A 24,660-nucleotide genomic window follows, 5' to 3' on the forward strand; every position below is an offset into this window, starting at 1 on the left:
CCCACGCTGCCCCTCGCGCCCGCCCGGGTCACGCTCGTACCACCGCCCCTGCGAGACACCCGGCAGGCCGGAAAAGAGGACAAGAACGAGGACAAGAACAAGAACGAGGACGAGGACGAGGAAGGGCTCGGACACCATGTTCACGAACACCAAGGCGTTCAGCGGCTTCGCCGTGGACGACATCGAGCGCGCCAAGGACTTCTACCACCGGACGCTCGGCCTCCGCGTCACCGAGGAGTTCGGGCTCCTGACGCTGCACATCACCGGCGGCACGGAGATCCTCGTCTACCCCAAACCCGACCACACCCCCGCGAGCTTCACCGTGCTCAACTTCCCCGTGGACGACATCGACCGTGCCGTGGACGAGCTGACCTCGCGCGGCGTCCGCTTCGAGCGGTACGAGCAGTTCGAACAGGACGAGAAGGGCGTCTTCCGGCAGGAAGGGCCGCCCATCGCCTGGTTCACGGACCCCGCCGGGAACGTCCTGTCCGTCCTCCAGGCGGCCGGGCCGCACCCCGCCCGTAAGGCCTATAGCCTGACCGTATGCGGATCATGTTCGTCGGCGACTCGATGACCATCGGTAGCGCCGGTGACTACACATGGCGGTACCGCATGTGGCAGCACCTCAACGCCTCCTACGGCGGCCCCTACAGAATCGTCGGGCCGCGCACCGAGCTGTACGACCCCTCCGTCGACGCGCCCGGCTCACTCGCCTACGGGGACGCCGCCTTCCCGGCCCGCGCCCAGGCGCACCTGGCCGGCTGGGGCGAGGGCTGGCTGCACATGGCGCCGCTGATCGGCGACGCCGTCCGCGCGGGCAAGGCCGACACCCTGCTGATCTCCCTCGGCCTGATCGACCTCGGCTTCTACACCGACGCCGAGCAGACCGCCGAGAACGTCCACCGCTTCCTCGCCGCCGCCCGCGAGGCCAACCCGCGCGTCCGGGCCGTACTGCTGCCGGTGATCCACAACGTGCGGGCGCTCAACGACCCGCCCTTCGCCGCCCAGTGCGAGCGCTTCAACGAACTGCTGGGCAAGGCCGTCGCCGAGCTCGACTCCCCGGCCTCGCCGCTGCTGCTCGCCTCCCCGCCCGAGGGCTGGGACATCGACCGCGACACCTACGACGGCACCCACCCCAACGCCGAGGGCGAGCACCGCCTGGCCGCCGCCTTCGCCGACGCGATGCACCAGGCGTGGGACGTCGCCGGCCCGTACGAACCCGCGCGCGGCTGACCCTCCGCCCCCTCCCCCGGGCACCCGGCGCACCTCCACTCGCCGGCGCGCGCCCCACGCGCCCCTCGACGCGCCGTCGCGGGAGACCACCCTTGCCTCAAGCGCACTCCAAGGCGTTGGCTAGGCGGCTATGGAGTACACGCAGCTCGGACGCACAGGTCTCAAGGTCAGCCGGATCGTGCTGGGAACGATGAACTTCGGGCCTCGGACGGACGAGGCCGACAGCCACGCCATCATGGACGCCGCGCTCGACGCGGGCGTCAACTTCTTCGACACCGCGAACGTCTACGGCTGGGGCGAGAACAAGGGCCGCACCGAGGAGATCATCGGCAGCTGGCTCGCGCGCGGCGGCGGGCGGCGCGAGAAGGTCGTCCTGGCCACCAAGGTCTTCGGGAACATGGGCCCGGACGGCGCGGACTGGCCGAACCACGACCGGCTGTCCGCCGTGAACATCCGGCGCGCCGTCGACGCCAGCCTCCAGCGCCTGCGCACCGACCACATCGACCTCTACCAGTTCCACCACGTCGACCGGACCACGCCGTGGGACGAGATCTGGCAGGCGATCGACGTCCTCGTCCAGCAGGGCAAGATCGTCTACGCGGGCTCCTCCAACCACGCCGGCTGGCACATCGCGCAGGCCAACGAGGCGGCGCGGCGGCGCGGCTCGTACGGGCTGGTCAGCGAGCAGTGCCTGTACAACCTCGCCGAGCGGCGGGCCGAGATGGAGGTCGTCCCGGCCGCCGAGGCGTACGGGCTCGGGGTCATCCCCTGGTCGCCGCTCCAGGGCGGGCTGCTCGGCGGCGTCATCCGCAAGGAGCGGGAGGGCGGCGGCGCGGCCGGCCGGTCGTCCGAGGCGCTCGCGAACACCAAGGTGCGTGAGCAGGTCCAGGCGTACGAGGACCTGCTCGACAAGCACGGTCTGGAGCCCGGTGAGGTGGCGCTGGCCTGGCTGCTCACCCGGCCCGGCGTCACCGGCCCGATCGTCGGCCCACGCACCGGCGAGCAGCTGTCCTCGGCGCTGCGCGCCGTCGAGCTGAAGCTGCCGGAGGAACTGCTGACCGAACTGGACGGGATCTTCCCCGGTCCCGGGCCCTCGCCGGAGGCCTTCGCCTGGTAGCCGGGCGGCCGCGCGGGCGGTCCGGGCCGGGCGGTACGCCGGGCCTCGCCCGGTGGCGGCGGCCGTCCGCGCGTCCGGTGGCGCGCGGCGGCCGTCCGCGCGTCACTTCACGGCCGACACCACGGCGACGACGACGAGCATCACGGCGAGCACACCGGTCATGATCCGGTTCCTGGTCTTGGGGTCCACCCCTTGAGCGTAACCGCCGGGCCCCCGGGCTCAGCGACCCAGCCCCCAGGAGGCCACCGTCGTATAGCGGGGGCGCTCGCCGGGCACGCCGGAGGCCGGGAGGGTGCTGCGGACGAGCGCGAGCCGGTCGACGGTCCAGGGCGTGCCCGCGAAGTCCGCGAGGTGCTCCTCGTACGGGCCCAGGCGCACCGGGCCGGCGGCGCGGGCGAGGGTGAGGTGGGCGCGGAAGGGGTGCTTCCCGTCCACCTCGACACCGGCCCGGCGGGCGCCGGCGGCGGTGGAGCGGGCGAGGTCGCGCAGGGTGGTCAGCTCGCCCTCGGCGCCGACCCAGAGGATCTTGTCGTCGAACCGGCCGGCGGCGGCGAGCCGCAGCGGGTGCGGCGGGTGCCGGTGCGCGGCGCGCGCCAGGCGCTCGCCGAGCCCGGGGAGCAGGGCCTCGTCGACCTCGCTGAGGAAGGCGAGGGTGAAGTGCCAGGTCGCGGGCTCGGTCCAGCGGAGGTGGGCGGCGCCGGGGAGGCCGTGGAGGGGGGCCAGGGCGGCTTCCAGCTCGGCGACGGCCTGCGGGGGCGGGATGACTGCGGCGAAGAGTCGCATGGGTTCAGTGTGGCGGGGCCCGCGGGTACGGGCGGAGGTTTCTCCCCTACCCGCCCCTTCCCGATGCCCTCAGACGCCGGGCGGGCCGAAAATCAGCCCGCCCGGTCGTCCGGGGCGGAGCCCCCGGTTCATGCCGCCGTCGTCACCGCCGCCGGCTCCCGCAACGGCTGCCGTGGCACGAAGGCCACATGCGTATGGCCGCGCCGCAGGTCTATCTTCAGACGCAGGCCGCCCACCCGCGCCAGGGCCATCCCGACGCCCGTCGCGGCCAGCAGCGAGACGACGCCACCGGCGAGGAAGCCGACGCGCGCGCCGTAGACGTCGGTGACGTATCCGACGAGCGGGGCCCCTATGGGCGTGCCGCCCATGAAGACCATCATGAACAGGCTCATGACCCGCCCCCGCATCGCGGGATCCGTGGCCATCTGGAGGCTGGAGTTGGCGGTCACGTTGATCGTCAGGCCGCACATCCCGATCGGTGCCAGCAGCGCCGCGAAGACCCAGAAGCTGGGCGCCAGCGCGGCGGTGATCTCCAGGACGCCGAACAGCAGCGCGGCTCCGACCAGCAGCCGCAGCCGGGAGTTGCCGCGCCGGGCGGCGAGCAGGGCGCCGACCAGCGAGCCGGCCGCCATCAGGGTGTTGAGCAGGCCGTACGTACCGGCGCCGGCGTGGAAGACGTCGTTGACGTAGGCCGTGAGCCAGATCGGGAAGTTGAACCCGAAGGTGCCGATGAAGCCGACGAGGACGATGGGCCAGACCAGGTCCGGGCGCCCCGCGACATAGCGGAGGCCCTCGCGCAGCTGGCCCTTGCCGCGGGGCGCGCGCTCCACCTTGTGGAGCTCGGAGGTCCGCATGAGCAGCAGGCCGACGACGGGCGCGACGAAGGACAGGCCGTTGAGCAGGAAGGCCCAGCCGCTGCCGACGGCGGTGATGAGGACACCGGCGACGGCGGGGCCGACGAGCCGGGCGGACTGGAAGTTGGCGGAGTTCAGGCTGACGGCGTTGCGCAGGTCGTCCGGGCCGACCATCTCGACGACGAACGCCTGGCGGGCGGGGTTGTCGACGACCGTGACGAGGCCGAGGACGAGGGCGGTGACGTAGACGTGCCAGACCTCGACATGGCCGGAGAGGGTGAGCACCGCGAGCGCCAGGCCGGTGAATCCCATGGCGACCTGGGTGATGAGCAGCAGCAGACGCTTGGGGTAGCGGTCGGCGATGACGCCGCCGTAGAGCCCGAGCAGCAGCATGGGAAGGAACTGGAGGGCTGTGGTGATGCCCACGGCGGCGGAGGAGCCGGTGAGACCGAGGACCAGCCAGTCCTGGGCGATGCGCTGCATCCACGTACCGGTGTTGGAGACCACCTGGCCGGTGGCGAAGAGCCGGTAGTTCCGGATCCGGAGTGAGCTGAAAGTGCCGCCCTTGTTCTTGGTGAGGCTTTCGGTGAGGGCGGTGCGGGTGTCGTCGTCGTGGGCTTTCGGTGCGGGTGCGGAGTCTGCTCCGGGTCCCGTACTCAAAGTGGATTCGCCTCCTCCTTGTGTGGGTGTTACAGGTGCGCGAGCTTCTCCAGCACGGGCGCGGCGGCGCGGAGCGTCGCCCACTCGTCCTCGTCGAGCTGCCCGACCAGTTCGGTGAGCCAGACGTTTCGCTTGCGCCGGCTCTCCTCGAGCATGGCCTCGGCCCGCTCGGTCTGGGTGACCACCTTCTGGCGGCGGTCCTCCGGGTGCGGCTCCAGCCGGACCAGGCCCTTGGCCTCGAGCAGGGCGACGATGCGGGTCATCGACGGGGGCTGCACGTGCTCCTTGCGGGCGAGCTCACCGGGGGTGGCGGTGCCGCAGCGCGCGAGGGTGCCCAGCACCGACATCTCCGTCGGGCTGAGCGACTCGTCGACCCGCTGGTGCTTGAGCCGACGCGACAGACGCATGACACCGGAGCGCAGGGAGTCCACTGCGGCGGTGTCGACTTGGGGGTCCGGGTCCGACATGTTCATTAGGTTAACTCATTACCTGATCTAAATAAAGCGAGACAAAAGAAGGCGGCCGGGCCCCGTGCCCGGCCGCCTTCCCGAGGCGTCCAGAAGATCATCTACTGTACGCGGACGCTCGGCTTCCGCCTCGCCGCGTCGTCCCGGCGCCGCCGCCGTCGCTACTTCACGCCGAGCAGCTGCTCGATCGGGTCCAGCAGGAAGTAGACGAGGAAGCAGAGCCCGACCACGTTGAGCAGCCAGGGGATCTCCCGCGCCCGCTTGTCCGCGATCCGCAGCAGGATGAAGGCGAGGACGCCGATGCCGATGCCGTTGGTGATCGAGTAGGTGAACGGCATGGAGATGATCGTCAGGAACGCGGGCACCGCGATCGTGAAGTCGCTCCAGTCGATCTCCTTGACGTTGGCCGCCATGATCAGGAAGCCGACGACCAGCAGCGCGGGGGTGGCCGCCTGCGAGGGGACGACCGTGGCCAGCGGGGTGAAGATCAGGGCCAGCAGGAAGAGGCCGCCGGTCATCAGGTTGGCCAGGCCCGTGCGGGCGCCCTCGCCGACACCGGCCGTGGACTCGACGAAGCAGGTGTTGGCGGAGGCGGAGCCGAGGCCGCCGGCCGCGACGGCGACGCCGTCGACCATCAGGATCTTGCCCATGTTGGGCAGCTGGCCGTTCTTGTCGGTCAGCCCGGCCTCCTCGCCGACGCCGATGATCGTGCCCATCGCGTCGAAGAAGCCGGAGAGCAGCACGGTGAAGACGAAGAGGCAGCCGGTCAGCAGGCCGACCTCGTGGAAGCCGCCGAACAGGCTGATGTCACCGACGAGGCCGAAGTCGGGCGCGCCGACGACGCTGTCCGGCATCCGCGGGACGCTCAGCCCCCAGTTGGCGTCGGGGATCTCGATCAGGGTGTTGATGACGACCGCGACGAAGGTCATCACGACGATGCCGATGAGGATGGCGCCGGAGGTCTTCCGCACCACCAGGATGAAGGTCAGCGCGAGGCCGATCGCGAAGATCAGCACCGGCCAGCCGTGCAGCTGCCCGCCCTGACCGAGGCCGAGCGGCACGGTGGTGTGCGCGGCGTCGGGGTTACGGGTGACGAAGCCGGAGTCCACCAGGCCGATCAGCGAGATGAACAGGCCGATGCCGATGGCGATCGCGCGCCGCAGCCCGCCGGGGATGGCGTCCATGACGCGCTGCCGCAGACCGGAGGCGACCAGCAGCATCAGCACCAGGCCGGCCAGCACCACCATGCCCATCGCGTCCGGCCAGCTCATCTTGGGGGCGAGCTGGAGCGAGACGACGGCGTTGATGCCGAGGCCCGCGGCGCAGGCGATCGGCACATTGCCGATCGCGCCCATCAGGACGGTGGTGAGACCGGCCATCAGGGCGGTGGCCGTCACCAGCTGGGCGTTGTCGAGCTGGTGCCCGAACTTGTCCTGACCGGCCCCGAGGATGATCGGGTTCAGCACGATGATGTACGCCATCGCAAAGAACGTGGCCAGGCCGCCGCGCAGCTCGCGGGTGATGCTGGAGCCCCGCTCGGTGATCCGGAAGTACCGGTCGAGGGGGTTGCCGGGCGGCGGCACGGGGGCCGGCTGCTGGGCGTCGACCGGGGAGGTGGCCGAGGAGGGCATACGAGACCTCAGTCGTACGGGCCTGGGGAAGGCGCGGGAAAGACGGGAAAGGCTGGGGTGGTGCGAGGGAATCCTGGGACGAAACAAAAAGGATCTTGATTGGATGATCAAACAAAACCAACCAGTCAGATCCCGTTCGATTCAGTATGAATAAACAAGGCGTGAATTGCTATCTCCGCGCGTAGACCCCTATGGGGCAAGGGATCCGTTCCCCGCCCCGCCGGGGCTTCGCGGAAGCCACGGACTACGCTTGCGCCATGACGAAGTGGACACCCAGGCACGAGGCGCCGGAGCCCCTGGAGGGCAATGTCGTCGCCACCATCACCGGCGGCACCGTCATCTGGTTCGTCCTCTTCCTGGTGCAGCTGCCCTTCTACGGCTGGTTCGAGGACCACGACCGCCTGTGGTGGCTGTGGACCTGCCTGGCCGGCGCCGGCCTCGGCCTGATCGGCATCTGGTACGTCCGCAAGCGCGACGCGGCCATCCGCCGGCACGCGGCCGCGCGGCAGGCGGACGCGGAAGCCGCCGCGCGCTGACCGGGCGCCGCCCCGGGCCCGCCTCGTCCGCCGACGGCCGACGGCGGGCACCCGGCCCGAAAGGCCGGTTCGGCGGGTAGATCCGCCGAACCGCCCGTACCGTCGGACTCATGAGCGATCCGGCGCAGACCGCGACCGATGAATCCGTACCGCCGGCCCCGCACACCGGCCTGACCGCGCCCGAGGTCGCCGAGCGGGTGGCGCGGGGCGAGGTCAACGACGTCCCCGTGCGCTCCTCGCGCTCCACCACGGAGATCGTCCGGGCGAACGTCTTCACCCGCTTCAACGCCATCATCGGCGTCCTCTTCCTGATCATCCTGGTCGTCGGCCCGATCCAGGACGGCCTCTTCGGCTTCGTGATCGTCGCCAACACCGCGATCGGCATCATCCAGGAACTGCGGGCCAAGAAGACCCTCGACTCCCTCGCCGTCATCGGCGAGGCGAAACCCACCGTGCGCCGCGACGGCACCCCCGTCGCCGTCGCCACCGCCGAGATCGTCCTCGGCGACCTCATCGAGCTCGGCCCCGGCGACAAGTGCGTCGTCGACGGCGAGGTCCTGGAGGCCGACGGCCTGGAGATCGACGAGTCGCTGCTCACCGGCGAGGCCGACCCCGTGCTCAAGCGGCCCGGCGACAAGGTGATGTCCGGCTCCTTCGTCGTCGCCGGCGGCGGCGCCTTCACCGCCACCAAGGTCGGCCGCGAGGCGTACGCCGCCCAGCTCGCCGAGGAGGCCTCCCGCTTCACCCTCGTCCACTCCGAGCTGCGCACCGGCATCAGCCAGATCCTCAAGTACGTGACGTGGATGATGATCCCCACCGCCGTCGGCCTGATCATCAGCCAGCTGGTCGTGGAGCGGGACGACTGGCGGGAGGCCGTCCGGCGGATGGTCGCCGGGATCGTGCCGATGGTCCCCGAGGGCCTGGTGCTGCTGACCTCCGTGGCCTTCGCCATCGGCGTCATCCGCCTCGGCCGCAAACAGTGCCTGGTCCAGGAGCTGCCCGCGATCGAGGGCCTGGCCCGCGTCGACACCGTCTGCCTCGACAAGACCGGCACCCTCACCGAGGGCGGCATGGACGTCACCGAGCTGCGGATCCTGCCGGACACCGGCGCCGACGAGGCGTACGTACGCCAGGTGCTCGGCGCCCTCGGCGACTCCGACCCGCGCCCCAACGCCAGCCTCCAGGCCATCATCGACGCCTACCCCGACGGCTCCGGCTGGCGCTGCACCGAGTCCCTGCCCTTCTCCTCCGCCCGCAAGTACAGCGGCGCCGCCCTCAACAGCCCCGACGCGGAGAGCAGCAACTGGCTGCTCGGCGCGCCCGACGTGCTGCTGCCGGCCGGCGACGGCGCCCTGACCGCCGTCGAGGAGCTCAACGCCCAGGGGATGCGCGTCCTGCTCCTCGCCCGCGCCGAGCGCGAGCTCGACGACCCGCGCGTCACCGAGGCCGTCCGGCCCACCGCGCTGGTCGTCCTGGAGCAGCGGCTGCGCTCCGACGCCGCGGACACGCTGCGCTACTTCGCGGAGCAGAACGTCTCCGCGAAGGTGATCTCCGGTGACAACGCCGTCTCCGTCGGCGCCGTCGCCGCCAAGCTGGGCCTGCCCGGAGCGGACGCCCCCGTGGACGCGCGCCGGCTGCCCGCCGAGCGGGACGGCATGGCCGACGTGCTGGACCGCGGCGCGGTGTTCGGGCGCGTCACCCCGCAGCAGAAGCGGGACATGGTCGCGGCCCTCCAGTCGCGCGGCCGCACCGTCGCGATGACCGGCGACGGCGTCAACGACGTCCTCGCCCTCAAGGACGCGGACATCGGCGTCTCCATGGGCTCCGGCTCCGAGGCGACCCGGGCCGTCGCCCAGATCGTCCTGCTCAACAACAGCTTCGCCACGCTGCCCTCGGTGGTCGCCGAGGGACGCCGGGTCATCGGCAACATCACGCGTGTCGCCACGCTCTTCCTCACCAAGACGGTCTACTCCGTGCTGCTGGCGATCCTCGTCGTCTGCACCCGGGTGCCGTACCCGTTCCTGCCCCGCCACCTGACGCTGCTGTCCACGCTCACCATCGGCGTCCCGGCGTTCTTCCTCGCCCTGGCCCGAACAAGGAGCGCGCCAAACCACACTTCGTACGCCGCGTGATGCGCTACTCCGTGCCCGCCGGGGTGATCGCGGGCCTGGCCACCTTCGCGGCGTACCTGCTGGCCCGGCACCACTACGCGGGGTCCGGCGCCCTCGACGCGGAGACCAGCGCGGCCACGCTGACCCTGTTCCTGATCTCCATGTGGGTCCTCGCGATCATCGCCCGCCCGTACACATGGTGGCGCGTCGTCCTGGTCGGGGCGATGGGCCTGGGGTTCCTGGTGGTGCTGGGCACGCCGTGGCTCCAGCGGTTCTTCGCGCTGAAGCTGGTGGGGACGACGATGCCGTGGGCGGCGGTGGGGATCGCGGCGGTTGCGGCGGTGGTGCTGGAGGGGGCCTGGCGGTGGGTGGGGCGGAGGTTCCCGGCGTAGCCGGGGTCGTCCCCGCCCCTTCTTGTCCCTCAGGCTCGTCTCTCAGGCGAGGGCCTTCTCGTCCTCCAGGAACTCGCGGAGCTGCTCGCGGAGCTCGGGGCTGTCCTGGTGCTTGTGGACGGAGACGGCGTGCTCGGTGGCGGCCTGGAGGACTTCGTCCTCTTCACCGGTGATGGTGAGGGTGCAGTTGGTTTCGCTGGGGAATCGGCGGCAGTCGGCGACTTTTCTGGTCATGGGGGCCTCCTGGGTGCTGCGTTTCCAGGGTAGGCGGTGGGGGTGGGGGGACGGCGGGGATGGTGGGGGTGCGGGCCGCTGCGCGGGGCTCTTTCCCCAGCCCCGCCCCTTCCCGATACCGGGGCTCCGCCCCGGACCCCGGTCCTCGGGCTGATTTCAGCCCGTCCGGCGCTTGAGGACACCGCGCGGAGCGCGGAAAGGGGGGCCCGGGGGCGAAGCCCCCGGTTACGGGAAGGGGCGGGTAGGGGAAAGGCCCCGCGCAGCGGCACCCACCCACCCCGCACCCGCCCGCCCCACCCCTAGTCGAACCACCGTGCCCGAGCCAGCTCCCCCGCCCGCCCCGAATCCTCCAGCAGCGCCGCCGCCTCGAACCGCCGCGACCACGCCCCCGCCGCCCACGCCAGCCCCGCCGCCACGCCCTCCAGGGTCGTCGCGTGCAGGACGCCGTCCGCACCGTGGCGCCAGTCGAGCTCGACGCCGCCGACGACCAGTTCCTCGTGCTCGACGTACGTCGCGGGGGCGCCGGGCAGGAGGACGCGCACCGCCTCCGGGACCTCGCGGACGTCGCCGTCACCCATGGGCACCCGCACGGCGAAGACGTCGCCGACCCGGCGCACCTGGAGCAGCTCCGCGAGGTCCGCGGCCCGTGCGGGGGCCACCGGGAGCAGGGGGTGGCCGGCGGCCAGCGGCAGCAGGTCGGGGGCGTCGGCGACCAGCGCGTCGGCCGCGTCCACGACGCGCGTCTCGCCGTCGACGACGGCGCGCAGCTCGTCCGGGAGGGTCACCTCGTCCGGGTCGAGGGCGGCCAGCGCCCCGTACAGGGCGTGCAGCTGGGCCTCGCCCACCGGGAGACGCGGGTCGGCGAGCCGGGAGAGGAGCTCCGCGGCGCCGCCCGGCTCGTCCAGCAGGGCGGCGACGGAGGTGCGCACGCCCAGCGCCCGCAGCACCTGGTCGTCGGCGAGCCCGGCCGCGTCCGCCGCCTCGTACAGCCCGGCCAGCAGCGGGTCGCCGCCCGCGACGCGCAGCCCGGCGGGGCGGCGGCCGTCGAGGACGGGGTGGCCGCGCAGCCACCACGCGGTGTACGGACGCACGGACTCCGTCGTGCCGTCCGGGAGCAGGACGCGGACGGGCGCGGTCAGCGCGTCGCGCAGCGGCGGCCGGGCCAGCATGGCGAGGGCCTCGGGCCACGCGTCGTCGTCGACCAGGTCGAGGTCGCGTACGGCCACGATCTCGGTGGCGACGGGCGGCACGGGCGTCTCGGGCAGCCCGTCGAGGACGTCCTCGCACCACACGTCGACGGCGTCGAGGAGGCCGGCGTCGTCGGGCTCGGCGTAGTCGCCGTCGCGGGGCTCCAGCTCGTCCGGGTCGAGGACGACGTCCGTGGCGCGGACGAGGGCGAAGGTGGCCAGCACGCCGACGGCGGTCAGCGGCTGCTCGCCCCAGCGCTCGGCGAGCGCGGCGTCGCAGGCGGCGAGCTCGCCGGGCCGGACGACCCGGGCGAACGGGCTGCCGGGCAGGACGAGTTCACCGGCCGGGGCGAGCTCGCCGTCCTCGTCGGGGAGGGCGAGCGCCCCGAGCCAGGGCTCGTCGCCGGGGGCGAGGTCCGCGTCGCGGACGAGCGTGAGGACGACGTCGGCGAGGGCGTCGGCGTCGAGCGCGTCCTCGTCCCAGATCTCGTCCGCGTCGAGGGACGCGGCGACGGCGGCCCGCACCTGAGGTGTCGTCAGGATGGCGCGGGGCACGGCGGGGGTGGCGCCGAGCTTCTCCAGGAGCGGGTGGGCGGCGTCGGGGTGCGCGACCTTCAGCCCGAGGCGGGTCAGGCGCTCGGCGTCACCGGCGTCGGGCAGCGGGAGCAGGACCTGCCGGGGGCCGACGGCGGTACGGCCGTCGGCGAGCGGGACGGGCAGTCCGGTGAGCCGGTCGGGGTCGACGCCGGCGAGGCTGTCGTAGAGCCGCCGCCACCAGGCCGCCTCGCGGGTGACACCGGCGAGGCGGTCGACGACCTCGCCGAGCGGCACGCGGGCGACGCCGAGCGCGCGGAGCTCGGCGCGGCGTTCGAGCCCGGCGGGCAGGAGGCTGGGGAACAGTTCGGCGAGGACGGCGACGGTGCCGGCACCGGCGCCCTCGACGAGCTCCGCCTCCAGGGGGCGCAGGGCGTAGGGCTCGCCGGGGCCGGCGGGGGCGAAGGGGTCGTCCCAGGCGGCGTCGCCGACGGCCGCCGGGCGTGCGGCGTACGGGGTGTCCAGGGGCCCGGCCGCGGGTCCGTCGAGGCCGAGGTCCCGTCCGGCGCCGGCCGCCTCGGACCGTACGGAACGCGACGCGCTCCCGCCACCGAAGGACGCGGCGTCACGACCCGGGAAGCCCGCCGCGTACGGATCGTCCCCGTACCCGGCCGCCGGCCCGTCCGCGCCAAGACCCGGTCCGGCGTCACGGCCGTTCCCGGCCGCCGGCCCGTCCGCGCCCTGGCCCCGTCCGGCGTCGTACGCCGTCGCCGCGCTCGGCAGGAACGCCACACGCGGCAGCCGCTCCAGCACCTGGCGGCGCAGCTCGGCGTCCACCGCGCCGCGTGCCAGCGGCTGCGGCACGAGGTCGAGGACTCCGGTGGAGACGGGGTGCCAGTCGCGCAGCAGCGTGGCGTACGACTCGGCGGCGCGCTCGGTGAGGAAGTCCGTGAGCGGGCCGGGAGCGGTGTGGCGGCGGGTGGGTTCGAGCGGGAAGGTGGCGATGAGGAGGGCGGGGAGGCCCAGGGGTTCGTCCGTGGGGGTCGGGGCGTGCAGCACGGGCGCGGTCGCCGGGTGTACGGGCGCGCCGTCCTCGCCCACCGGCACGGCCCAGGTCAGCGACCAGGCCGGGCGCAGCCGCTCCTCGACCGGGCGGTCGGCGAGCAGCGCGGCGTCCAGGGGGCCGCCGGCGCGGGTGACGCGCCAGCGGGCGGTGGTGGGGCCGCCGGCCGGGCCGGGGCGCGCGCTGTCGTCGACGAGGACGTACGGGCCCTCCTGGCGGCGCGTCAGGGTCCGCACCGTGCCGTCCGGGGTCTCGACGACGACCTCGGCGAGACCCGGCAGGGCCAGCAGCAACGCGTCGTCGATCCCGGCGAGCAGACGGGCGGTCAGGTCCTCGGCGGCGCCGTCGCGCAGCGGGAGGACGACGACCGTGTCGTACCCCTCCGGGGCGGTGCCCTCGGCGGGCAGCGGCAGCCGCAGCAGCGGAACGTGGCCGGCGCGGCGGCGGAGCTCCTCGCCGAGCCCCGGCGAGGCGACGGCCGCGGCGACCGTGAGCTCCCGGGCCTCGGCCAGGGACCAGCGGACGCCGCCCGCGCGGCTGAGGACCGCGGGTTCGTCGCTGACCGCGAGCACGGCGGAGAAGCCGACGCCGAAGCGGCCGACGTTACCGCCCGCGCCGTCGTCCTCCCGCTTCGCGGAGGCGCGCAGGGTGGCCAGGGACTCGACGCCGGCGGCGTCGAGGGGTGCGCCGGTGTTGGCGGCGGCCAGTACGGGCGGGCCGTCCGGAGTGGGGTGGTGGAGCGTCAGGCGGAGCCGGCCGGGGACGCCCGCGCGGGACGCCGCGTCCGCCGCGTTCTGGGCGAGCTCGACGACGAGGCGGTCGCGGTAGCCGCCGAGGGCGAGGTCCTCCTCGGCGTTGGCGTCCTCCCGGAAGCGGGTGGGGCTGGCCGCCCAGGCCTGGAGCACGGCGTGCCGCAGTGGTTCCGTACGGAAGGGGTCGGCGCCGCTCACGTGGTTGTCTCCTGTCGCCGGGGGATCTCGGTCCGATTGTCCACGGCGGGAGTGACAGTGCGGGTGCGGGTGGGGTGTGGGCGGGCGGGTGTGCCGCTGCGCGGGGCTTTTCCCCTACCCGCCCCTTCCCGAATGTCCTCAATCGCCGGACGGGCTGAAATCAGCCCGTCCGGCGATTGAGGACCGGGGTCCGGGGCCGAGCCCCGGTATCGGGAAGGGGCGGGTAGGGGAAAAAGCCCGCCGCAGGCCCACGCACCCCTCAGGAGTGCCCGAGCTCCGCTCCCACCCCGTCCGCCTCCACCGGCACGGACCCCGCCGAGGACGGCCGCAGCGGCAGCGGGTCCACCCGCGTCTCGTCGATGACCGGCTCCGACGGCCGCGGCGGCTTCGGCATGACCGCGGCCTCGGAGTGGCCGCCGCAGCCGTACGCCAGGGAGACGACGTGGCCGTCCGCGGGGCCGAATTCGTTGGCGCAGACGCCGAAGGCCTGGCCCAGGGAGCCGCCGATGCGGACGAGGAAGCCGCAGCTGACGCAGGACGCCGGGGCGGCCTGGGCCATCGGGGTCTTCGCGCCGTGCGACTCGTCCCAGCGGTCGGCGGCGGTGTAGAGGCCGTAGCGCGAGAGGACCCGGGCGCGGCGCATGCCGAGCTCCTCCGCGACGGCCGCGATCGAGCCGCGGGCGGGCGGGGCGGCCTGGGTGGCCGGCGAGCCGACGGTGACGTCGGCGTCCTCGGCCTCGGCCAGCCGGTCCATCTCCTCGGCGAGGGCGGAGTTCGGCGGCGGGGTGTCCTCACCCGTCCAGCCGGGCTCCAGGCGCAGGTCGTCGGCCTCGGTGGGCAGCAGGTCGCCGGGGCCCATGTCGCCGGGGCGCAGCCGCTCGCTCCAGGGCACCCACTCGGGGGCCAGCAGGGCGTCGGTGCCGGGCAGCAGGACCGTCTCGTCGAGGGTGACGTTCTTGGCGCGGGAGGCGCGGGCGACGGTGACGGCCCAGCGCCAGCCGCGGTAGCCGGGGTCGAGGCAGGCGAAGTAGTGGGTGACGACGCGGTCCCCGTCGGCGGCGACCTCCACGTGGTCGCCGACCATGCCCGGCAGCGCGGCCTCCTCGGCCGCCGCCCGGGCGAGTTCGACCGCCTCGGCGCACAGGCGGTCCGGGGTACGGCTTCGCATCGCAGCACTCACAAGAATCGATTCTCTCTTCCACGCCGTCTCACGAGTGCGCCAGCCGAACGGCCGGGTCGGCGGACGGAGCGGACCGGAGGACCGCGTCGACGTCCGCGCCCGAACGGCCTCGGGCGCACCTAGTCACTCCCATTCTGCGGGATCGAGACTCGGAGCGCGGCCAAGAACGACCACCGGTGGCGCGCTACGCACGCTACCCCGCGAGGACACCCGGGGGATACCCGGGCTTCGGCGAGCCCCCCGGCCATATGACATGGCGAGGGCGTGCCGGCGGTGCGGCGCGGGCGTGGCGGGCGGCCCGGCGGGTGACCCGTGGCTCCCGTGGATGCGCCGAAAGTGCCCTCCGCGATGCCAGTTGGGGCAGTATGGCGTGGTGGGAGCCATCCGGTCAGCCGAAGGCGGTCCGCTCCGCCGTACGGCCCGGGGCGCCGGCCGCGTCCTGCGCAGCCCTTTCGCGTGGGTGGCGCGGGGCGTCCGCAAGGCCACGCACGCGCACGGCGCGGGCGAGTCCGGGCTGGGCAAGCTCATCGAGCTGCACGCGGTGAATTCCGCGGGCGACATGATGATCACGGTCGCACTGGCGTCCACCGTGTTCTTCTCCGTGCCGACGGACCAGGCGCGCGGCCGGGTGGCGCTGTACCTGGCGGTGACGATGGCGCCCTTCGCGCTGCTGGCACCGGTGATCGGGCCGCTGCTGGACCGGCTGCCGCACGGCCGCCGGGCGGCGATGGCGGGCTCGATGCTGACCCGGGCGCTGCTGGCGCTGACGATGTCGGGCGCGGTGGCGACGGGCGGTCTGGAGCTGTATCCGGCGGCGCTGGGCGTGCTGGTCGCGTCGAAGGCGTACGGCGTGGTGCGGTCGGCGGTGGTGCCGCGGCTGCTGCCGCCCCGGATCTCCCTGGTGAAGGCGAACAGCCGGGTGACGCTCGGCGGCCTGGCCGCCACGGGGCTGGCGGCCCCGCTGGGCGCGGGGCTGCACCATTTCGGACCGGAATACCCGCTGTACGGGGCATTCGTCGTGTTCGTCCTGGGGACGGTCCTCTCCTTCTCGCTGCCGCACAAGGTGGACTCGGCGAAGGGCGAGGCGCGGGCCCGGCTGGTCTCGGGCGAGCCCCGGCAGCACCACCTGCGCGCCCCGGAGGGCAGGTGGCGGCCCCGCCGGGACCGGGAGGGCAGGAAGGACCGCAAGGGCCGCAAGGAGCGGCAGCCCCGGCCCGGCCTGCGCACCGTGGGCAGCTCGGTGCTGCACGCGCTCCAGGCGAACAGCGCGATCCGCGTCCTGTCGGGCTTCCTCACCTTCTTCCTGGCGTTCCTGCTGCGCGTGCACCCGCTCGGCGGGATGGGCCCGGCCTTCTCGCTGGGCGTGGTCGCGGTGGCGGCGGGCGGCGGGAACGCCCTGGGCACGGCGATCGGGGCGCTGCTGCGCTCGCGCGGGCCGGAGAAGACGATCGCGCTGGTGCTGACGGTGACGATGGGGGTCGCGGTGCTCAGCGCGGCGCTGTTCAGCGCGTTCATGCTGGTCGTCGTCGCGGCCACGGCCGGCATCGCCCAGGCCCTGAGCAAACAGTCGCTGGACTCGCTGATCCAGCGGGACGTGCCGGAGGAGGTCCGGACGTCCGCGTTCGCCCGTTCGGAGACATTGCTCCAGATGTCCTGGGTGGTCGGCGGGGCGATCGGGATCCTGCTCCCGCTCCACGGAGTGCTGGGGATGGCGGTCGCCGCCGGGGTGCTCGCGCTGGGCGTGGCCACTGCCGTACGGGGGCTGCTGACGGCGGCCCGGCGCGGCTCGCCGCACCCGCGCGTGGCCTGAGCGGAGGGGCCCGATAGCCTGCCCGCATGACCGCTGCGTTTTTTCGGGGCAAGCGCCGCCGTGCCGCTGCCGCCGCCGGGGCCGTGACCTTCGGGCTCCTGGCTCTCTCCGCCTGCGACAAGCCGACGCCTCTGGCGACGGTGACCGTCGGCTCCACCACGGTGACGGCCGAGGCCGCCTGCTACGACGAGGGCAAGGACCTCGACGAGAAGGCGATCAACGATTGCGTCAAGGACAAGACGCCGAAGACCATCAAGGTCAAGCACGGCGACAAGGTCCGCCTCGGCGTCGAGCCCGACATCGCCGACAAGGGCTGGGTCGCGCTGACCAGCGGTCCCATGGGCCCGGTCCAGCGGACCAACCAGCTGAAGCAGACCTACACCACGCTCAACGGCGACACCCTGTTCGTGAACCAGCAGGCTCAGCGCGTCGACGACTCCACCATCCTCACCGTCCTCACCAAGGACGGCGTGTGGAACTTCAAGCTTGAGCTGGACAAGGGCTGACCGTCCCGCCTGCCGTAAGGACGCCCCGCTGATGCGCGTACTCGTCGTCACCGCCGTAGCCGCCGAGCGCGACGCCGTCGTGCGCGGCGCGGCCGGCGACGCCTACGGCGACAGCGCCGCGGAGCCGCTGGAGATCCCCCTGCCGGGCTTCGCGCTGCTCCGCCCCGTCCCGGCCGCGCCGGAGGCGTTCCCGCCGGTCGTGGACGTGCTGGCGGCCGGTGTCGGGCCCGCCGCGGCGGCCGCGGGCGCGGCGACCGCGCTGGTGGCGGCCGAGCTCGCCGGCAGCCCGTACGACCTGGTGGTCTCGGCGGGCATCGGCGGTGGCTTCGTGGGCGCCGGCCGTGGCGTCGAGGGCGCCCCGGTGGGCTCCCTCGTGGTGTCCGACGCGATCGTCGTGGCGGATCTGGGCGCCGAGACGCCCGAGGGCTTCGTCCCGGTCACCGGCCTGGGCTTCGGGACGGTGGCGCACCGGCCGCCGGAGCCGCTGGTGCGGGCCGTGGCCGAGGCCACCGGCGCGCGGCGGGGCACGGTGCTGACCGTGTCGACCGTGACCGGTTCCGCCGCGCGCGCGGCCGAGCTCGCCGCCGCGCACCCGGACGCGCTGGCCGAGGCCATGGAGGGCTTCGGGGTGGCCGAGGCCGCCGCGGCGCACGGGGTGCCCGCCCTGGAGCTGCGCGCCGTCTCCAACCCCGTCGGCCCCCGCGACCGCGCCGCCTGGCGGATCGGCGACGCGCTCACCGCGCTCACCGGCGCCTTCCGCGCCGTCTCCCCCGCACTCGCCGCGTACGCCGCGGAGAAAGCCGAGGCCGGAACATGAGCGAGCCGCTGCGCATCGCGTATTCGCCGTGCCCGAACGACACCTTCGTCTTCGAGGCGTGGGCGCACGGCCGGGTCCCGGGCGCGCCCGCCCTCGACGTGACCTTCGCGGACATCGACGTCACCAACGGGATGGCCGAGCGCGGCGAGTTCGACGTGCTCAAGGTGTCGTACGCGGTGCTGCCCTGGGTGCTGGAGGAGTACGCGCTGCTGCCGTGCGGTGGCGCGCTGGGCCGGGGCTGCGGCCCGCTGGTGCTGACCCGCGAGGCGGGTGACCCGGCGGAGCTGGCGGGGAGGACGGTGGCCGTGCCGAGCGAGCGCTCGACGGCGTACCTCCTCTTCCGGCTGTGGGCGGCGGCCGAGGTGCCGGGCGGGGTCGGCGAGGTGGTCGTCCTGCCGTTCCACGAGATCATGCCGGCGGTCCGGGACGGCAAGGTGGACGCCGGTCTGGTGATCCACGAGGCCCGTTTCACGTATCAGAACTACGGCCTGCACTGCCTGGCCGACATGGGGCAGCACTGGGAGTCCACCACCGGGCTGCCGATCCCGCTGGGCGCGATCATCGCGAAGCGCTCGCTGGGCGCGGAGCGGCTGCGGGAGCTGGCGGAGGCGGCCCGCACGTCCGTGCGGATGGCCTGGGACGATCCGCAGGCCTCGCGGTCGTACGTGCTGGAGCACGCGCAGGAGATGGACCCGGCGGTGGCGGACCAGCACATCGGGCTGTACGTCAACGAATTCACGGCCGGCCTCGGCGAGGCCGGCTACGCGGCGGTGCGCGGGCTGCTCACCCGCGCCGCGGCCGAAGGGCTCGTACCGCCCCTCGGCCCGGACGCGCTCGCTTTTCCCTGAGCCGTCGGACGTCGGGTCCCTGACCCGTCAGACGTCGAGCTGGTCGGCGACCGCGCGGAGCATGCCGGCGATCTTGGAGCCGTGGGCCTTGTCGGGGTAGCGGCCGCGCTCCAGCTGCTGGGTGACGTTCTCCAGGAGCGTGGTGAGGTCCTGGACGATCGACGCCAGCTCGTCGGGCTTGCGGCGCTGGGCCGCGGCGACCGACGGGGCGGGTTCGAGCAGCGTCACCGTCAGTGCCTGGTCCCCGCGCTGGCCGGCCACGACGCCGAACTCGACGCGCTGGCCGGGCTTGAGGGCGTCGACCCCGTCCGGGAGCACCGAGGAGTGCACGAAGACGTCTCCGCCGTCGTCGCGGGAGAGAAAGCCGAAGCCCTTCTCACTGTTGAACCACTTGACCTTGCCGGTAGGCACGTCTGTCCTCGTCCTCGTGTCTCGTCGGAAATACGGAAAACGTCTGCAATCAACGGAAAAACAGCTCTTGATAGCACTACAGCGGGTCGCAAGACCCGCTCCCCCCAAGGCTAATGGTCCCGGGCCCGCTGACAAGACGTCCTCGTCCGTGCGGCGATGGGGCCTTCACGCCGACGCCTTGGGATCTACCCTGGTCAGGTGAGTAGCGAAACTCCCCACGACGGGGATCTCCTGGTACGCATCGGCGCCATCGTCTTCCTCGTCGGCGCGGTGGCCACCCTGGCGACGGTCGCCCCGCTGTTCCTGGGCGCCGATCCGCTGCCGTCCGCAGCGTACTTCGTCTGCATGCTGATGGGGGCGGGTTTCCTGATCGCGGGTGCCGGGGTGCTGCGGTCGATCGCCGCGCAGCGCCGTCAGGCCAGGGAGTCGGTGACCGCGCCGACCGTCTCCGCGCGGTAGCCGCGCAGCCAGCCGGGGAAGGCCGTGAGGTCGTCGAGGACCACGTCCGCGCCGGCCGCGCGCAGTTCGTCCGCGTCGCACGGCCCGGTGGCCACCGCTACCGACAGCGCACCCGCCTTACGCGCGCCGCGCACGTCCCCCGTGTGGTCCCCGACGTAGACGGTCGCGTCGTGCTCGCGCAGCGCCACCGCCTTGCCCTCCGCCCACAGGTCGCCCACGAGCGCGTCGGCGTCGAGGCCGAGGTGGTCCAGGTGGAGCCGGGCGTTGCGCTCGTACTTCGCGGTGACGACGACGGAGCGCCCGCCGAGCTCCCGCACCGCCGCGAGGGCCTCCCGCGCGCCCCGCATGGCGGGCGAGGTGTGGATGCCGAGCGTGGGGTAGACCGAGCGGTAGAGCTCCATGGCCTCGGCGACGCCGTCCGCGGGGAACCAGTTGGCCAGCTCCTGCTCCAGCGGCGGGCCCAGCCGGGCGCACACCAGGTCGACGTCGATGTACGTCCCGGTGGTGGCGACGAGCGACTCGTAGGAGGCCCTGATGCCGGGAACGGAATCGATCAGGGTCAGATCGAGATCGAAGCCGACCGTGAACCGGGGTGCGCGCGCGAGCGGGGTCATGCCCACATTCTGCCGTGAGGGCCCGCCCGTAGACTGAGCCCCACCTCACCCCCGAGCTCCGTGACCCACCCCCGCACAGCCCGAAGTGGAAGCGATGTCAGCCGCCGTCCCGATCAGCACACCCGGATCGCCTCTGGTCCGGCGCCGCATCGGCTGGACGGTGGCCGCGGCCGTCGCCCTGCTGGTCGCGGTGGTCCTCAGCCTCGCGGTAGGGGCCCGGCCGGTCGCCCCCGGCCAGGTGCTCGACGCCCTCCTGCATGACGATCAGAGCCGGGACGCCCTGGTCGTGCGTGACATGCGGCTGCCGCGCACCCTCATCGGCCTGATGGTCGGCGCCGCCCTCGGCCTGGCCGGCACGGTCCTCCAGGGCCTCACCCGCAACCCCATCGGCGACCCCGGCATCCTCGGCATCAGCCAGGGTGCCTCGCTGGGCGTCGTCGCGGCGATCACACTGGCCGGGGTGCAGACCCTGACGGGCTTCGTGTGGTGGGCGTTCGCGGGCGCCGCGCTGGCGTCCGTCGCCGTCTACGCGATCGCCTCGCGCGGCCGGGGCGGCGCCTCGCCGGTGAAGCTGGCGCTGGCCGGTGCCGCGGTCAACGCGCTGATCGTCGCCGTCGTGCACGCCGTCCTCGCCACCCATGCCGCGGTCCTGGACCGGTTCCGCTTCTGGCAGGTCGGCTCGCTGTCCGGCGGCGAGCACGTCCTCGCCGCCCAGATCTGGCCGTTCCTGCTGGTCGGCGCCGTGATGGTGGCGTCCGTGGCACGCGGTCTGGACGCGCTGGCGCTCGGCGAGGACGTCGCCAAGGGCCTCGGGCAGAACATCGCGGCCGTACGGATCGTCGGCGGCCTCGGCGCCACCGTCCTCACCGGCATCGGCGTCGCCGCCGCGGGCCCGATCGCCTTCATCGGCCTCGCCGTGCCGCACATCGCCCGCGCCCTGATCGGCGGCGACCACCGCTGGCTGCTGCCGATGACGGCGCTCCTCGGCCCGGTCGTCCTGCTGCTCGCCGACACCGCGGGCCGGGTGATCTTCCCGCCGGGCGAGGTGCCGTCCGGGGTGATGACGGCCCTGATCGGCGTCCCCTTCCTCATCGCCCTGGTCCGCCGCCGCAAGGCGGTGGCCGCGTGAGCACCACCCTGAGCTCCCGGCCGGGCGTCCGCCCCGCCGGCTACGCCCTCGTCCGGGCCGGACGCGGCTCCTTCCTCGTGCACCGGCGGGCCACCGCCACGGCGCTCGTCCTGACCCTCCTGCTCGCGGCCGCCTGCCTGGCGTACCTGTGCGTCGGCAAGTCGTTCGTCGCGCCCGGCGAGGCCCTGAAGGCCGTGTTCGGACAGCCCACCGACGCCGAGCTGGTCGTCGGGACCCTGCGGCTGCCCCGGATGACGGTGGGGCTGCTGGTGGGCGCCGCGTTCGGGGTGGCCGGCGCGCTGATCCAGACCGTCGCCCGCAACCCGCTGGCCAGCCCCGACATCATCGGTGTGAGCCAGGGCGCGAGCGCCCTGACGGTCGGCGCGCTGACCTTCGGCGTCACCTCGTACGCCGTCCTCCCCTACGTGTCCGTCCTCGGCGGGCTCCTCGCGGCCGTCCTCGTCTACGCCTTCGCCTGGCGCGGCGGCCTGCACGCGACCCGCTTCGTCCTCATCGGCATCGGCTTCGCCGTCGCGCTGCGCTCCCTCTCCCACCTGTTCATGACCAAGGGCGACTACCTGGTCGCCCAGCAGGCCCAGGTGTGGATGACCGGCTCGCTCAACGGCCGCGGCTGGGCCGAGGCGACCCCGCTGGCCTGGACGCTGCTCGCCCTGCTGCCCTTCATCGGCTGGGCGGCGCGGGCGCAGCGCACGGTGTCCATGGACGACGACACGGCGACGGCGCTCGGCGTGCGGCTGAACCGGGCCCGGCTCGGGCTCGCGCTGCTCGGCGTGCTGCTGGCCTCCGTCGCCACGGGCGCGGCCGGCCCGGTCGACTTCGTGGCGCTGCTCGCGCCCCAGCTGGCCCGCCGGGTGACCCGCACCGCGCAGATCCCGCTGCTGTGCTCGGCCCTGACGGGCGCGCTCGTCGTCGTCCTCGCGGACCTGCTGGGCCGCAAGCTGTTCGAACCCACCGAACTCCCCGTCGGCGTGCTCACCGCCGCCGTCGGCGCCCCGTATCTCATCTGGCTCATCATCAGGGGCCGTACCGGAGGAAGAGCGTGACCGAGCGGACGAACCCCCGGCTCACCGCCCGCGACCTGACGCTCGCCTACGAGGAGCGCGTGGTCGTGGACGGCCTCGACGTGGACATCCCCGACGGGAAGGTCACGGTCGTCGTCGGCCCCAACGCGTGCGGCAAGTCGACGCTGCTGCGGGCCCTCGGCCGGCTCCTGAAGCCGCAGCGCGGCGCGGTGTTCCTGGACGGCAACGAGCTGGCCCGCATCCCCACCCGGGACATCGCCCGCTCGCTGGGCCTGCTGCCGCAGACGCCCGTCGCGCCCGAGGCCATCACCGTCGCGGACCTGGTCGCCCGCGGCCGGCAGCCGCACCAGCGCTGGTGGCAGCAGTGGTCGGACGAGGACGAGCGCGCCGTCACGGACGCGATGGAGCGCACGGACACGGCGGCCCTCGCCGAGCGGGCCGTGGACGAGCTCTCGGGCGGCCAGCGGCAGCGCGTGTGGATCGCGATGGCCCTGGCGCAGGAGACGGACCTGCTGCTCCTGGACGAGCCGACCACATACCTGGACATATCCCACCAGGTGGAGGTCCTGGACCTGTGCCGCCGCCTCAACCACGAGCGCGGCCGGACGGTCGTGGCCGTCCTGCACGACCTCAACCAGGCGGCGCGCTACGCCGACCACCTGGTCGCGATGAAGGCGGGCCGCATCGTGGCGCAGGGCGCCCCGTCGGAGGTGGTGACGGCGGAGCTGGTGCGCGAGGTCTTCGGCCTGGAGTCGGTGGTCGTCCCGGACCCGGTGACGGGCGGGCCGCTGGTGGTGCCGGGGATGCCGTGGGCGATGCCGGAGGGGACGGCGGAGCCGGTGGGGGCGGAGAGCGTCGGGGGCTGAGGGGCCGGCGGCGCGCTCGTCATCCCGTACGGCGCCGCAACCGGCCGCGCGGCCGTCACGCGGCCACGTCCCGTGCGGGCCGGATCAGCGGGGCGGCCATCCGTGCCACGTCAGCCGGGCTGGACTTCGCCCCTGTCCGAGGCCGGCTTTCCTGCCCGGTTCCAGGCGACGACTCAGCCCGTCCGGGGGCGCCTCCCAGCGGTAGCCGGGGGAACTTGAGGCCCGGTTACGGGAAGGGGCGGGCAGGGGAAAGGCCCGCCGGGCCGTACGGCATGCCCGGTCAGCCGGGGCGCCGGGCCCGCCACGTCACATAGAGGGCCGAGGCCACGGCGGCGACGCGGATGACCCAGGGCCAGGTGTCGGCCAGGGCCGGGCCCAGCCCGCCCGACGGGACGGGCTCGCCCCAGCGGCCCTCGGTGCGCCCCCACAGCCAGACCACGCCGGCGGCGACGGTCAGGCCCGGCAGGACCACGACCGCCCACTGCGACTCGGTGTGGGAGAGCTTGCGGGTGAGGTAGGCCAGGCCCCAGCCGACGGCGAGCACGATCCAGTTGCCCAGCGCGGCGCCGACGAGCAGCAACAGGGCGACGATCAGGAGCAGCGGCGGGACGGGGGCGCCGTCGGGGCGGCGCAGCAGACTGAGCCGGCGCGGCCCGTCCTCCTCGGCTTCCTCGGCCACCTCGTCCTCCTCACCCCGCCCGCCCGGGTCGCCCGGCGGGGCGTCGTGCGGTGGCGGCTTCAGTATCTCGGGGACCTCGATGCCGCCGGTGAAACCGTGCATCGGCGCGGACGCGCCGCCCGGGAACGGGCCGGGCTCGACCCGCCACCAGTCCGGCGCACCGGCGGCCGGCCCCGTCCCGTCCGCCGCGGGAAAGTATTGCGGCGCGGGGGCCGCGGCGCGGGCGGCCTCGCCCTCCCGGCGCGGCGCGGGCACCTTGCCGCTGTCGCTCCCGGCGGCCCCGGCCCCGGCCACGGCCTCGTCCGGGCTGCCGAGGTCGGCGAGAATACGCTGCACGGCGTTCGGCGTGTCGGCGCCCTCGGAGGAGCGGCGGCGTTCGATCTCCGTACGCAGCCGCGAGACGAGCCGCATCCGGTCGCCGGAGGTGAGCGACTGCCGCTGGGCGATGTCGCCGACCCGGCTCAGATAGTCGTAAACAAGCTGATCGCTCTCGATCCCCACCGAAACCCCTCAGACCACCAGCCGCGTTCCTGCCCCGAAGGTACC

Annotated in this window: 22 protein-coding genes and 1 pseudogene; 13 read left to right on the plus strand and 10 right to left on the minus strand. The window is 73.8% G+C overall.

What is annotated here, in order from left to right; genetic code table 11:
• Positions 1-136 precede the first annotated feature (136 nt).
• The 3 genes from SMD11_RS13735 to SMD11_RS13745 all read left to right on the plus strand — a co-directional run bounded on the left by SMD11_RS13735 (position 137) and on the right by SMD11_RS13745 (position 2,350).
• On the plus strand, positions 137-574 hold the full coding sequence (locus tag SMD11_RS13735) for a VOC family protein (protein ID WP_087926744.1): 438 nt from the start codon (positions 137-139) through the stop codon (positions 572-574).
• Positions 544-1,233: a GDSL-type esterase/lipase family protein gene (locus SMD11_RS13740; RefSeq protein WP_087926745.1), complete on the plus strand. Its 690-nt coding sequence runs from the start codon at positions 544-546 to the stop codon at positions 1,231-1,233. The genes SMD11_RS13735 and SMD11_RS13740 overlap by 31 nt, the downstream gene beginning before the upstream one ends.
• Before the next feature lie 130 nt (positions 1,234-1,363).
• A complete protein-coding gene (locus SMD11_RS13745) occupies positions 1,364-2,350 on the plus strand; it encodes an aldo/keto reductase (RefSeq protein ID WP_087926746.1) in 987 nt (328 codons plus the stop codon).
• A gap of 219 nt (positions 2,351-2,569) precedes the next feature.
• Here the strand turns inward: SMD11_RS13745 and thpR are convergent, their stop codons facing one another.
• The 4 genes from thpR to SMD11_RS13765 form a co-directional block, all read right to left on the minus strand.
• A complete protein-coding gene (gene thpR / locus SMD11_RS13750) occupies positions 2,570-3,133 on the minus strand; it encodes an RNA 2',3'-cyclic phosphodiesterase (RefSeq protein WP_087926747.1) in 564 nt (187 codons plus the stop codon).
• A gap of 128 nt (positions 3,134-3,261) precedes the next feature.
• Complete coding sequence (locus SMD11_RS13755; protein WP_087926748.1) at positions 3,262-4,647, minus strand: MFS transporter; 1,386 nt, start codon at positions 4,645-4,647, stop codon at positions 3,262-3,264.
• Positions 4,648-4,676: 29 nt separating this feature from the next.
• Positions 4,677-5,114, minus strand: coding sequence for a MarR family winged helix-turn-helix transcriptional regulator (locus tag SMD11_RS13760; RefSeq protein WP_087930488.1), 438 nt, complete (start codon positions 5,112-5,114; stop codon positions 4,677-4,679).
• Positions 5,115-5,275: 161 nt separating this feature from the next.
• Positions 5,276-6,745, minus strand: coding sequence for an NCS2 family permease (locus SMD11_RS13765; protein WP_087926749.1), 1,470 nt, complete (start codon positions 6,743-6,745; stop codon positions 5,276-5,278).
• Positions 6,746-7,002: 257 nt separating this feature from the next.
• Between SMD11_RS13765 and SMD11_RS13770 the strand changes: the two genes are divergently transcribed.
• A complete protein-coding gene (locus tag SMD11_RS13770; protein WP_087926750.1) occupies positions 7,003-7,281 on the plus strand; it encodes a DUF2530 domain-containing protein in 279 nt (92 codons plus the stop codon).
• Positions 7,282-7,391: 110 nt separating this feature from the next.
• Positions 7,392-9,784: pseudogene (locus SMD11_RS13775) on the plus strand (HAD-IC family P-type ATPase).
• Positions 9,785-9,826: 42 nt separating this feature from the next.
• Here the strand turns inward: SMD11_RS13775 and SMD11_RS13780 are convergent.
• The 3 genes from SMD11_RS13780 to SMD11_RS13790 all read right to left on the minus strand — a co-directional run bounded on the left by SMD11_RS13780 (position 9,827) and on the right by SMD11_RS13790 (position 14,920).
• Complete coding sequence (locus tag SMD11_RS13780; RefSeq protein ID WP_087926751.1) at positions 9,827-10,018, minus strand: DUF1059 domain-containing protein; 192 nt, start codon at positions 10,016-10,018, stop codon at positions 9,827-9,829.
• A gap of 299 nt (positions 10,019-10,317) precedes the next feature.
• Positions 10,318-13,752: a sacsin N-terminal ATP-binding-like domain-containing protein gene (locus SMD11_RS13785; RefSeq protein WP_087926752.1), complete on the minus strand. Its 3,435-nt coding sequence runs from the start codon at positions 13,750-13,752 to the stop codon at positions 10,318-10,320.
• A gap of 259 nt (positions 13,753-14,011) precedes the next feature.
• Positions 14,012-14,920 (minus strand): DUF3027 domain-containing protein, encoded by a 909-nt coding sequence (locus SMD11_RS13790; RefSeq protein ID WP_087926753.1) that lies wholly within the window; start codon positions 14,918-14,920, stop codon positions 14,012-14,014.
• A gap of 385 nt (positions 14,921-15,305) precedes the next feature.
• Between SMD11_RS13790 and SMD11_RS13795 the strand changes: the two genes are divergently transcribed.
• The 4 genes from SMD11_RS13795 to SMD11_RS13810 are packed head-to-tail and all read left to right on the plus strand — an operon-like array spanning position 15,306 to position 18,913.
• A complete protein-coding gene (locus SMD11_RS13795) occupies positions 15,306-16,742 on the plus strand; it encodes an MFS transporter (protein ID WP_087930489.1) in 1,437 nt (478 codons plus the stop codon).
• 26 nt (positions 16,743-16,768) lie between these two features.
• Entirely contained in the window at positions 16,769-17,248 is a 480-nt protein-coding gene (locus SMD11_RS13800; protein ID WP_159395297.1) for a DUF2771 domain-containing protein, read from the plus strand.
• Positions 17,249-17,279: 31 nt separating this feature from the next.
• On the plus strand, positions 17,280-18,065 hold the full coding sequence (locus SMD11_RS13805) for a futalosine hydrolase (protein ID WP_087926755.1): 786 nt from the start codon (positions 17,280-17,282) through the stop codon (positions 18,063-18,065).
• Complete coding sequence (locus SMD11_RS13810; protein WP_087926756.1) at positions 18,062-18,913, plus strand: 1,4-dihydroxy-6-naphthoate synthase; 852 nt, start codon at positions 18,062-18,064, stop codon at positions 18,911-18,913. The genes SMD11_RS13805 and SMD11_RS13810 overlap by 4 nt, the downstream gene beginning before the upstream one ends.
• A gap of 27 nt (positions 18,914-18,940) precedes the next feature.
• Here the strand turns inward: SMD11_RS13810 and SMD11_RS37060 are convergent, their stop codons facing one another.
• Positions 18,941-19,324, minus strand: coding sequence for a cold-shock protein (locus SMD11_RS37060; RefSeq protein ID WP_087926757.1), 384 nt, complete (start codon positions 19,322-19,324; stop codon positions 18,941-18,943).
• A gap of 198 nt (positions 19,325-19,522) precedes the next feature.
• On the opposite strand from SMD11_RS37060, the gene SMD11_RS13820 reads away from it, so the two are divergent.
• Positions 19,523-19,783: a hypothetical protein gene (locus tag SMD11_RS13820; protein WP_199843872.1), complete on the plus strand. Its 261-nt coding sequence runs from the start codon at positions 19,523-19,525 to the stop codon at positions 19,781-19,783.
• Here the strand turns inward: SMD11_RS13820 and SMD11_RS13825 are convergent.
• Complete coding sequence (locus SMD11_RS13825) at positions 19,738-20,397, minus strand: HAD family hydrolase (protein ID WP_087926759.1); 660 nt, start codon at positions 20,395-20,397, stop codon at positions 19,738-19,740. The two genes, SMD11_RS13820 and SMD11_RS13825, sit on opposite strands and share 46 nt — an antisense overlap.
• 94 nt (positions 20,398-20,491) lie before the next feature.
• On the opposite strand from SMD11_RS13825, the gene SMD11_RS13830 reads away from it, so the two are divergent.
• Genes SMD11_RS13830 through SMD11_RS13840 form a run of 3 tightly spaced genes read left to right on the plus strand, consistent with a single transcriptional unit; the run spans position 20,492 to position 23,435 of the window.
• A complete protein-coding gene (locus SMD11_RS13830) occupies positions 20,492-21,526 on the plus strand; it encodes a FecCD family ABC transporter permease (protein ID WP_087926760.1) in 1,035 nt (344 codons plus the stop codon).
• A complete protein-coding gene (locus SMD11_RS13835) occupies positions 21,523-22,590 on the plus strand; it encodes a FecCD family ABC transporter permease (RefSeq protein ID WP_199843873.1) in 1,068 nt (355 codons plus the stop codon). Before SMD11_RS13830 ends, SMD11_RS13835 begins: the two co-directional genes overlap by 4 nt.
• Entirely contained in the window at positions 22,587-23,435 is an 849-nt protein-coding gene (locus SMD11_RS13840; protein WP_087926761.1) for an ABC transporter ATP-binding protein, read from the plus strand. The genes SMD11_RS13835 and SMD11_RS13840 overlap by 4 nt, the downstream gene beginning before the upstream one ends.
• 280 nt (positions 23,436-23,715) lie before the next feature.
• On the opposite strand, the gene SMD11_RS13845 is transcribed toward SMD11_RS13840, so the two are convergent.
• Positions 23,716-24,615 (minus strand): hypothetical protein, encoded by a 900-nt coding sequence (locus tag SMD11_RS13845; protein WP_087926762.1) that lies wholly within the window; start codon positions 24,613-24,615, stop codon positions 23,716-23,718.
• Positions 24,616-24,660 lie beyond the last annotated feature (45 nt).

The sequence above is a fragment of the Streptomyces albireticuli genome (assembly GCF_002192455.1).
Classification (GTDB): domain Bacteria; phylum Actinomycetota; class Actinomycetes; order Streptomycetales; family Streptomycetaceae; genus Streptomyces; species Streptomyces albireticuli_B.